This is a genomic window from Burkholderiales bacterium (assembly GCA_013695435.1).
GTDB lineage: Bacteria > Pseudomonadota > Gammaproteobacteria > Burkholderiales > JACMKV01 > JACMKV01.
Genome location: JACDAM010000235.1, coordinates 1 through 9,670, shown reverse-complemented (window position 1 = coordinate 9,670; position 9,670 = coordinate 1). Strand labels below are relative to the sequence as shown.

Genomic DNA, 9,670 nt, shown 5'->3' with positions numbered 1-9,670 from the left:
GGGTGCTGGTTTTCACTAAAACGAGAATGCGGAAAAGATGCGCCGCGATATCTGGTTCGATTAACCGGTTTGCGTCAGCAGCCTATCACAATCGAAAGCGCGATCGAAACGCGGCCGGATACCTCGTAAAACGTAAAGCGGCGCGGCGCGCTACCTACTTCTTCCTGCGTTTGGCGGGCGGCTCGGTATCCGATATCTGTTGCGCTTCCGCCTCCTCCGCGCCCTGTACCTTAAGGCGGCCGCCGGTGCCCAGGCCGCCTTTCACTTCCTGCGCGGTATAGTTGCGCACGGCGCGCACCATATTGTTGTAGGAATCGGTAAAGGCCGCCACGATGACTTTGCCTTCCGGCGTCTTGGTGTAGCCGTCGAGTCCGCCGCCGCCGGCGCCGGCGAACAGCGCGCCGACCGCGCCGAAATCGGTGTTCTTGGCGCTGCCCTCGGCTGCCGCCAACTGCACGCCAGAGCGGTTATCGACCATGGTCAGCAAGGTGCTCGCTTCCTTGAACTTCATATTGCCGGCAACCGCGCCGACCAGGCCGCCCAGCCTGCCGCCGAGCAGGCCGCCGACCGCGCCGCCGATGCCGCCGGTGTCGTTGCTGCTGAACGTGACTGACGGGCTCAACGAATAGTCGGCCGATACCATCTGCCCCTTGTGGAATTTGGAACCTTTCCGCAACTCGCCGGAATCTTCGAGCGATCGTTCCTGCATCATGTTGTTCATCGCGCGTCCGCGTTCAACCACCACGAAGCAGTTCGATTGCTGCACCAGCAGCTTGAGCACCGGGGTGGTCGAGCCCAGACGCAGATCGTGGCTCAGGTAGTGATACCAGTGGGCGTTCTGGTCCTCGACCAGCGCGACCGTCCCCATGGGTTCATTGCAATGCTCGAGTTGCGCATTGACGTTCTCCGCGCTCGCCCCACCCGCCGAACCGGTCGCTGTGGTCTTGGCGCTTTCTGCGCCCATCTCCATCCGTTGCGCGAAACCGGCGCATGAAATCGTCATGCAAGCGCGACGGCCACGAGCTTTATAGCGGTATTGATTCCGTTCATTCTCGTCGCTCCTCTAAGACAACCGAGCGCCTTGGTCAGCCTGGAGCGCCCGAGGCGAGGCGCTGAAAAGCCCGCGGGCGTTGACTACGGGGAACGAACGAGGCGGCAAAAACGCCCACTCGCCAGCACCCCGTTTCATGCTTATAGCATGTTGCGCGCGCGATTACACTAGGACCTTTGGCCTATGACTATCGTCATAGAGCAATGGTGATCGATGTTTGATTTCTTTCAGGAAACGTCCACTGTCCCGCGAACGCGGCTGGCGCGGCGCCAAGGCCGATCGAGCCGCAATCTGGACGAAATCAGCCTTTTCGTTTCGCCCGCGGATGCGCTTTGTCGTAAACCCTGGCCAGATACTGAAAATCGAGGTGCGCGTAGATCTGCGTCGTCGAAATGCTGGCGTGGCCGAGCATTTCCTGCACCGCGCGCAGATCGCCGCTCGATTGCAGCAGGTGCGAAGCAAACGAGTGCCGCAACATATGAGGGTGGACATTGCTGGCCGCGCCATGCTTGACCGCCCATTGCTTGATCCGATACTGAATCGCGCGCCCCGACAACCGCCCGCCTCTGGCATTGATGAACAACGCGGGCTCCTCGGTGCCGGCCAACAGCGCGCGGCTTGCGATCCATTCATCCAGCGCTCGCCGGGCAAACGCGCCGACCGGAACGATGCGCGTCTTGCTGCCTTTGCCGGTTACCCGTACCGTACCGTCGCCAAGCAGATCGGTGAGGTCGAGTCCGGTCAGTTCAGCCAGCCGCAGACCCGAACTGTAGCCGAGTTCAAATATGGCTTTATCGCGCAGGCCGAGCGGCGTTTGCGCGTCATTACCGGATGATCGGGCGTCGAGAAACTGCACGGCGGCATCGGGCGACAGCGCCTGCGGCAGCGTTCGCGGCGATTTCGGCGCGCGCAGGCCGACGCACGGGTTGTGCGAAAAACCGTGATCGCGCGCGAGGTAGTTGAAAAAGCAGCGCCATGCCGACAGCATGCGGGCGAGGCTTTTGCCGCTCAAGCCGCGCGCGTGCAAGCGGCCGACGAAGCTTCGGATATGGTGAATCTTCAATTCGGCGAGCGCGTCGCGCTGCTGATCGCCAGAGCCGGCAGGATCGGCCGCGTCATGGTCGCGGCCAACGAACGCAGCGGGCGCAGCGAGCAGGCCGAGCAAGGCGCGCACGTCGCGTGCATAGCTCGTCGCGGTATGCGGGCTCAGTCCGCGCTCGCGGCTCAAGTGATCGATAAAACTGGCGAGATAACGCGCGTTCTTGCTATCCGGCGCGGTTGGATTGGCAGTCGCAGCCATTTCGTCTAGCCGATCTGAAAATAGCGCGAGAACGCGGCGCTGACGGCATCGCCCAGGCGGCGCAGATAATGGGTGCCCATTTCCGGGTAGAACCGCTGCGCATCTTCGCTGGCGAGCGCGAGCAGGCCGAATGGCTGCGGTTGTCGCAGCGCGACGTAGGCAAACGAGCGCAACTGTGCGGGGTCGTGGCCGAACCAGTCAGCCGTATCAGCCACCGCCTGGTGCGTGCATTGCGGGCTGGTCAGCGCTTCGGCGAAAGCGCGGGCTTCGGCGCTGACTTCGCGGAATTCGGCGAGCGCAGCCTCGCCGCCTTCGGGCCACATCCGCAGGGCGACGTGCGGCACAGCGAAATCCTCGCGCAGATTGAAGTACAGCGCATGGCGCAACACCTCGAGATCGCGCGCGCCGGTCAGCGCGACCGTCATCCGGTGCAGGCGCTCGTCGACCATTTCGTTGTCGCGCGCTGTCTGGATCAACTCTTCGAGCTTCAGTTCGAGCGCGCGATTTTTATCGCGCAGGCTCAGAATCTGCCGCTCGCTGATCGAGATCGCGCGGCCGCCGTGCGGATGCGGAATATGCATGCCGGCGACGAGGTCGGCGTATTGCTCGAAAAATTCGGGGCGCTCTTTCAGATACCGCGCGACTTCTTCCGATTTGATCAATTGTGATCCTCCGGTAATTGGATTTCGCCTTCGAATACGGTCACGGCCGCGCCGTTCATCATCACGGACTCTCCTTCCCCGCCCCATGAAACGCGCAGATGGCCGCCGCGCGTTTCAACATCGACCGACGCATCGAGCAGCCCTCGCGAAATGCCGGCGACGACGGCCGCGCACGCGCCGCTGCCGCACGCCAGCGTTTCGCCGGCGCCGCGCTCGAACACGCGAAGGCGAATATGGCTGCGATCGAGCACCTGCATATAGCCGGCGTTCACGCGTTGTGGAAAGCGTTCGTTGCTTTCGATCAACGGTCCTTCGCAAGCGACCGGCGCAACATCGATATTGTCGACGATTTGCACGGCGTGCGGATTGCCCAGCGCCAAAGCGCTGATTTCGATGTTGCGCTGGCTGACATCATCGCCGAAATGCAGCATATAAGTTAGCGCACGCTTTTCAGCGAGAAAAGGAATTCCGGCAGGCTCGAAAACCGGCTCGCCCATGTTCACGGTGATGGTGCCATCGTCTTCGAGCTTCGGGACCAACACGCCGCCGCGGGTTTCGACCCGGATTTCACGCTTTTTGGTCAGGCCGCGGTCGGCTACGAAGCGGGCAAAGCAGCGCGCGCCGTTCCCGCATTGCTCGACTTCGCCGCCATCGGCATTGAAGATGCGGTAGAAAAAGTCGTTGCCCACTTCTTTTGCCGGCTCTACCAGCAAAACCTGGTCGCAGCCTATGCCGAAGCGGCGGTCGGCGATCAGCCGTATCTGTCCGGGCGCCAAGGTCAGCGCCCGTGACGTCGCGTCTAGGACGACGAAGTCGTTGCCGAGCCCGTGCATCTTGGTAAATTTTAGGAGCAAGTGTTCTCCATCTCGCCGAACACGCTATGGAGGAGTATCCAGGAGAATTGACGCGCTGAAAGTCCGCAAAGCGAACGAACCGGCTTATGGTTCAATACGCCTGCCAGGAATGCCTGATCGAGACGCGACCAACCGTCGGCCCCCACGGTCGCAATTTCGCCACCTGTGGTATCCTAGCAGCCCTTTATCCAGCCTGGCGAAAAGCACTGATGAACGACTACCTTTTCACTTCGGAATCGGTTTCCGAGGGACATCCCGACAAAGTCGCAGACCAAATATCCGACGCGGTGCTTGACGCGATTTTAGCGCAAGACCCGACAGCGCGTGTAGCCGCCGAGACGCTGGTGTCGACCGGCTTGGTGGTACTCGCCGGCGAGATTACGACCAAAGCCAATATCAATTACGGCAGCGTCGCCCGCCAGGCGATCCGCCAGATCGGCTATACCGACCCGGAATTGCGCTTCGACGCCGAGGGTTGCTCGGTCATGGTCTGCTACGGGCGGCAATCGCCGAATATCGCGCAAGGCGTCGATCGCGCATCCGACGAATATCTGAATCAGGGCGCCGGCGACCAGGGCCTGATGTTCGGCTATGCCTGCAATGAAACCGCTGCACTAATGCCGGCGCCGATTTATTACGCGCATCGCCTGGTCCAGCGGCAATCCGAAATTCGTCGCGATGGCCGCCTGCCGTGGCTGCGCCCCGACGCGAAATCGCAGGTGACTTTCCGCTATGTCGATGGCAAGCCGAAGAGCATAGACACGGTCGTACTGTCGACGCAGCACCATCCGTGCATGAACGAAAAACAGAAGGAGCTCGCCGAAGCAGTCATCGAGGAAGTCATCAAGCCGGTGCTGCCGGCCGAATGGCTGGCAAATACACGCTATCTCGTCAATCCGACTGGCTGCTTCGAAATCGGCGGTCCGCACGGCGATGCCGGGTTGACCGGTCGTAAGATCATCGTCGATACTTACGGCGGCGCAGCGCCGCACGGCGGCGGCGCGTTTTCCGGCAAGGATCCGTCGAAAGTAGACCGCTCCGCAGCTTATGCCGCGCGTTATGTCGCCAAAAACATCGTGGCAGCGGGAATCGCGCGCCAGTGCCAGGTGCAGTTGTCCTATGCAATCGGGGTCGCCAAGCCGATCAACATCACGGTTTACACCGAAGGTACCGGCGTGATTTCCGATGAGCGCATCGCCAAGCTCGTGATGGAGCATTTCGATCTGCGCCCGCGCGGCATCATCCAGATGCTCGATCTGCTGCGGCCGATCTACAACAAGACCGCGGCTTACGGCCATTTCGGCCGCGACGAGCCCGAATTCACCTGGGAAGCAACCGACAAGGCAGAAGCGTTGCGCGCTGCGGCCGGCGTTAAACGCGAGCCAGCCATCGCCTGACTGCAAAAAATCCCGCACCCCGAGGAGCGCTGCAGCAGGCCGCCAAAGGCTGTGAGGCTCGGGGGAGCCGGGATTTCAATCGAAACGGCGCTCGAATTCTTCTCACCCGCATGGAGAACGCCATGAGCGCCGTACTGCAAACCAAGAGTTCCACCGACTACAAAGTCGCCGATATTTCCCTGGCTCCCTGGGGGCGCAAGGAAATCGCGATCGCCGAAACCGAAATGCCGGGCCTGATGGCGATCCGCGAGGAATTTGCCGTCCAAAAACCGCTGCGTGGCGCCCGCATCACGGGCTCCCTGCACATGACGATCCAGACCGCGGTTTTGATCGAAACGCTGGAGGCGCTCGGCGCCGAAGTGCGTTGGGCATCGTGCAATATCTATTCGACACAGGATCACGCCGCTGCGGCGATCGCGGCCAGCGGCACTGCCGTATTCGCGGTCAAAGGCGAAACCCTCGAAGAATACTGGGACTACTCGCACCGCATCTTCGAATGGGCGGCAGTTGACGGAAAGGCGGGCGCTTATTCCAACATGATCCTCGACGACGGCGGCGATGCCACCCTGCTGCTGCATCTGGGGGCCAAAGCCGAGGAAGATCCCGCGCTGCTCGCCCATCCCGGCAGCGAGGAAGAAACTTTTCTGTTCGCGTCGATCAAGGCCAAGCTGAAGCAGGATGCGAAATGGTATTCGACGCGTCTGGCAAAGATCAAAGGCGTAACCGAAGAGACCACGACCGGCGTCAAGCGCCTGTATCAAATGGCCCAGGAAGGCCGGCTCGCATTTCCTGCGATCAACGTCAACGATTCGGTTACGAAGAGCAAGTTCGACAATCTCTACGGCTGCCGCGAATCGCTGGTCGACGGCATCAAGCGTGCGACTGACGTAATGGTGGCCGGGAAGGTCGCATTGGTAGCCGGCTACGGTGACGTCGGCAAAGGTTCGGCGCAGGCGCTGCGCGCGCTATCCGCGCAAGTCTGGGTGACGGAGATCGATCCGATCTGCGCTTTGCAGGCTGCGATGGAAGGCTATCGCGTCGTGACCCTGGATTACGCGGCGGATAAAGCCGATATTTTCGTGACCGCGACCGGCAATTTTCATGTGATCAGTCACGAGCACATGAAGCGGATGAAAAATCAGGCCATCGTCTGCAACATCGGCCACTTCGATAACGAAATCGATATCGCCAGCCTCAAGCAATACCCATGGGAAAACATCAAGCCGCAAGTCGATCACGTCATCTTTCCCGACGGCAAGCGCATCATCCTGCTCGCCGAAGGCCGTCTGGTAAACCTGGGTTGCGGCACCGGCCATCCGAGTTATGTGATGAGTTCGTCGTTCGCCAATCAGGTGATCGCGCAGATCGAGCTATACGGCAATACCGCCAAATATCCCGTTGGCGTTTACGTGCTGCCGAAACATCTCGATGAAAAAGTCGCGCGGCTGCAGCTCAAAAAGCTCAATGCGCAACTCACCGAGCTGTCCGACACCCAGGCGAAATACATCGGGGTCGCGAAGAATGGGCCTTACAAGCCGGATCATTACCGGTATTGAGAAAGCAAGTCCGCCGTCGGGCGGTTCGCAGGAAGGGCGGTCGGTTTCCGCCGGAAAGCGCGATCGCCCGCTTTTCCCTTGCCACAAAACTGTTTCACCTTCTAAACCCTAACGCACACGCGACTGCCGGGTTGTCCTACCGTGAGCGTGTCTTCGCCCGATCATGCAATCCCAACAAGAACACGCGCGCACTTTCAGTTTCGAATTCTTTCCGCCGCAAACACCCGAAGGCGCCGAAAAACTGCGCACGACGCGCAAGCAACTCGCGCAACTGAAGCCCGAGTTTTTCTCGGTGACGTTCGGCGCCGGCGGCTCGACGCGCGACCGTACGCTCGATACGGTGCTCGAAATCCAGTCCGAAGGCCAGGCCGCGGCGCCGCATCTATCGTGCATCGGCTCGACGCGCGCCAGTATCACCGAAATCCTGCGGCGTTATCGCGATTCCGGCATCCGTCATATCGTCGCCTTGCGCGGCGACTTGCCATCGGGAACCTACTCGCCGGGCGAATTCCATTATGCCAACGAGCTGGTCGATTTTATCCGCGCCCAGCCCGGCGATAATTTCAGGATAGAAGTCGCGTGCTATCCCGAGTTTCACCCGCAATCTCTTTCGGCGCGCGACGATCTGCTCAACTTCAAGCGCAAGGTCGACGCCGGCGCCGATGCGGCGATCACCCAGTACTTCTTCAACGCCGATTCGTATTACAATTTTGTCGACGAATGCGAAGCGATGGGCATCACGATTCCGATCGTTCCGGGCATCATGCCGATCAACCGCTATGCGCAGCTTGCGCGTTTTTCCGACGCTTGCGGCGCCGATATTCCACGCTGGATTCGCAAGAAGCTCGAAAGTTATGCGGACGACACTGCCTCGATCCGCGCTTTCGGCCTCGATGTGGTGACAGATTTGTGCGACCGGCTGCTCGCGTCAGGCGCGCCGGGGCTGCATTTTTATACGATGAACCAGGCTGGTGCGACTTCCACAATCTGGCAGCGTTTGGGTCTTTAAGCTCCCGCCGTCGCGGCGGCCGGCAGCTGTGCTTCTTCGCAACTCTGTCTTATTCGCATCCCGCTCCAATTCCGCAACCTTTGCAACCTGATTGCCAATGGACTCGCGGTTGCGCGATCGACCCGTTCATTTGCAGCTCCAAGGTTTCCAAATACAGCGCTCCAGCCCACCTTGAAGCTGCCCTTCAGCCGGCCCGATGACTGATCGCTAATCGCGAACGACCGCAACCGGGCCCGCAAATCGTTGTCCGAAAAGATGAACCCCAAGGAGGAGGCCTCATGAATACCTGGATACTCGTTGCCAACTCCAGCCACGCCAAAATCTTCTGCAACAGCGGCATGAAAAAAGGCCTGCAACTCGTGGCCGAGCTCGATCATCCGGAGAGCCGGGAAAAGCGCATGGACCTCGCATCCGACCGGCCCGGGCATAACAAGGCCAGTGGCAACGGGCGCGGCGCTTTCGTGCAGGCGACCGATCCCAAGCAAAACGAGGCCGATCATTTCGCGCTGGAGGTCGCCAAAAATCTCGAGCACGGCAGGACGATCAACGAATACGAGCGCCTGATCCTCGTCGCCTCTAATCCCTTTATGGGGCTGCTCAAGAACCGGCTGGATTCCCATGTGCTCGACAAAGTCAGCGAGACGATCGAAAAGGATTACACCAAATCGAGCGACAAAGAACTCGCCGCGCATCTGGAGCAAGTCATTTATTTGTAGCGCGCCGCTAACTAAAAATCCAGCGGGCTGATCACGCCCTTCCCGCCGCGATTCAGTACCTGGGTGTAAATCATCGTCGTCGCGACGTCTTTGTGTCCGAGCGATTCCTGCACGGTGCGAATGTCGTAGCCGTTCTGCAGCAGATGGGTGGCATAACAGGCGCGAACCTTTGGAATGCGGCTTGTGCCAAAGGAGATTCCTTCGTCATTCAGGTAAACAACGACGCAACGGGATCAACGCGAATTCTCAGTTGCAAGGTGCTAAAGGCTGTAAATGGGGGCACATGCTTTACGAAATTCAAAAGCTAACATGGCGCTCAACCTCGCTCCCTTCGGTCGCTGGACGCTGCGCGATAAAGCCGCGCAGCACCGGTTAGCTCTACGTTGGGCGGCACATCGCGGCTCACAACATACAACGGAGTACAACCATGAAGAAGCAATCAAACGAAGCGATTGTGGGAGCTCTTTCCACGCTGATGGCCGACAGCTATACGCTCTACCTCAAGACGCACAACTATCACTGGAACGTCACAGGTCCGATGTTCACGTCGCTCCACACGCTGTTCGAGACGCAGTACACGGAGCTTGCGCTCGCAGTGGATGAAATTGCGGAGCGTATTCGCGCCCTGGGTGCATTCGCACCAGGAAGTTACTCCGCGTTTGCCAAGCTCACGGCCGTCAAGGAGGAGACTGGACGCCCCGTCGCCAAAGAGATGATCCTGAACCTAGTTTCAGATCAGGACACTGTTACGGCGTCGGCGCGGGCTGTCATCGAAGCGGCGGAAGCGGCGCGTGACCAGGGGAGCGCCGATCTCGCCACGAGGCGCCTGGCAGTTCACGAAAAGAACGCTTGGATGCTACGCAGCCATCTGGAGTAGAGATGGGCGTGCCGCCCAACAAGCGGTTCCAGCGGACGGGCCTCGCTTCGCTCGTCCCGCCGCTGAACCTAGGCGTTGAGGCTGTAGAAAAACGCCTTTCCCGCTGGAAGCTGACCGTCGTGCGTTCCATACACGGTTGCAAACGAGGCAAGGAATTCTTGCTGGTCGACGCGGCTTACGCGATTAGCGCTTCGTGTCGTTCTTAAGAGCCACGAATCGCGCGCTTACTCTCCGGCACCTACTGCGCG

9 protein-coding genes, 1 pseudogene and 1 riboswitch are annotated in these 9,670 nt (G+C 60.1%); of the genes and pseudogenes, 5 read left to right on the top strand and 5 right to left on the bottom strand.

What is annotated here, in order from left to right:
• Positions 1-154: 154 nt before the first annotated feature.
• From H0V78_11805 to dapF, 4 genes are all read right to left on the bottom strand, one after another.
• A complete protein-coding gene (locus H0V78_11805) occupies positions 155-1,003 on the bottom strand; it encodes a peptidoglycan-binding protein (protein ID MBA2352432.1) in 849 nt (282 codons plus the stop codon).
• 349 nt (positions 1,004-1,352) lie between these two features.
• Positions 1,353-2,351 carry a tyrosine recombinase XerC gene (gene xerC / locus H0V78_11800; protein MBA2352431.1) on the bottom strand — a complete coding sequence of 333 codons (999 nt, stop codon included), beginning with the start codon at positions 2,349-2,351 and terminating at the stop codon, positions 1,353-1,355.
• Between the two features lie 5 nt (positions 2,352-2,356).
• Positions 2,357-3,010, bottom strand: coding sequence for a DUF484 family protein (locus H0V78_11795; GenBank protein ID MBA2352430.1), 654 nt, complete (start codon positions 3,008-3,010; stop codon positions 2,357-2,359).
• A complete protein-coding gene (dapF, locus tag H0V78_11790) occupies positions 3,010-3,867 on the bottom strand; it encodes a diaminopimelate epimerase (GenBank protein ID MBA2352429.1) in 858 nt (285 codons plus the stop codon). The genes H0V78_11795 and dapF overlap by 1 nt, the downstream gene beginning before the upstream one ends.
• 206 nt (positions 3,868-4,073) lie before the next feature.
• On the opposite strand from dapF, the gene H0V78_11785 reads away from it, so the two are divergent.
• The 4 genes from H0V78_11785 to H0V78_11770 all read left to right on the top strand — a co-directional run bounded on the left by H0V78_11785 (position 4,074) and on the right by H0V78_11770 (position 8,545).
• On the top strand, positions 4,074-5,264 hold the full coding sequence (locus tag H0V78_11785; protein ID MBA2352428.1) for a methionine adenosyltransferase: 1,191 nt from the start codon (positions 4,074-4,076) through the stop codon (positions 5,262-5,264).
• A gap of 15 nt (positions 5,265-5,279) precedes the next feature.
• Positions 5,280-5,364: riboswitch (S-adenosyl-L-homocysteine riboswitch) on the top strand.
• Positions 5,365-5,386: 22 nt separating this feature from the next.
• On the top strand, positions 5,387-6,820 hold the full coding sequence (locus H0V78_11780; GenBank protein ID MBA2352427.1) for an adenosylhomocysteinase: 1,434 nt from the start codon (positions 5,387-5,389) through the stop codon (positions 6,818-6,820).
• A gap of 163 nt (positions 6,821-6,983) precedes the next feature.
• The gene (metF, locus tag H0V78_11775; GenBank protein ID MBA2352426.1) at positions 6,984-7,829 is read left to right on the top strand and encodes a methylenetetrahydrofolate reductase [NAD(P)H]; all 846 of its coding nucleotides are present in this window, start codon (positions 6,984-6,986) and stop codon (positions 7,827-7,829) included.
• A 278-nt stretch (positions 7,830-8,107) separates the two neighbouring features.
• A complete protein-coding gene (locus H0V78_11770; protein MBA2352425.1) occupies positions 8,108-8,545 on the top strand; it encodes a host attachment protein in 438 nt (145 codons plus the stop codon).
• Between the two features lie 11 nt (positions 8,546-8,556).
• Here the strand turns inward: H0V78_11770 and H0V78_11765 are convergent.
• Positions 8,557-8,700 (bottom strand): annotated as a pseudogene (locus H0V78_11765) (tyrosine-type recombinase/integrase).
• 272 nt (positions 8,701-8,972) lie between these two features.
• Between H0V78_11765 and H0V78_11760 the strand changes: the two are divergent.
• Entirely contained in the window at positions 8,973-9,422 is a 450-nt protein-coding gene (locus H0V78_11760; GenBank protein MBA2352424.1) for a DNA starvation/stationary phase protection protein, read from the top strand.
• The last annotated feature ends 248 nt before the right edge of the window (positions 9,423-9,670 follow it).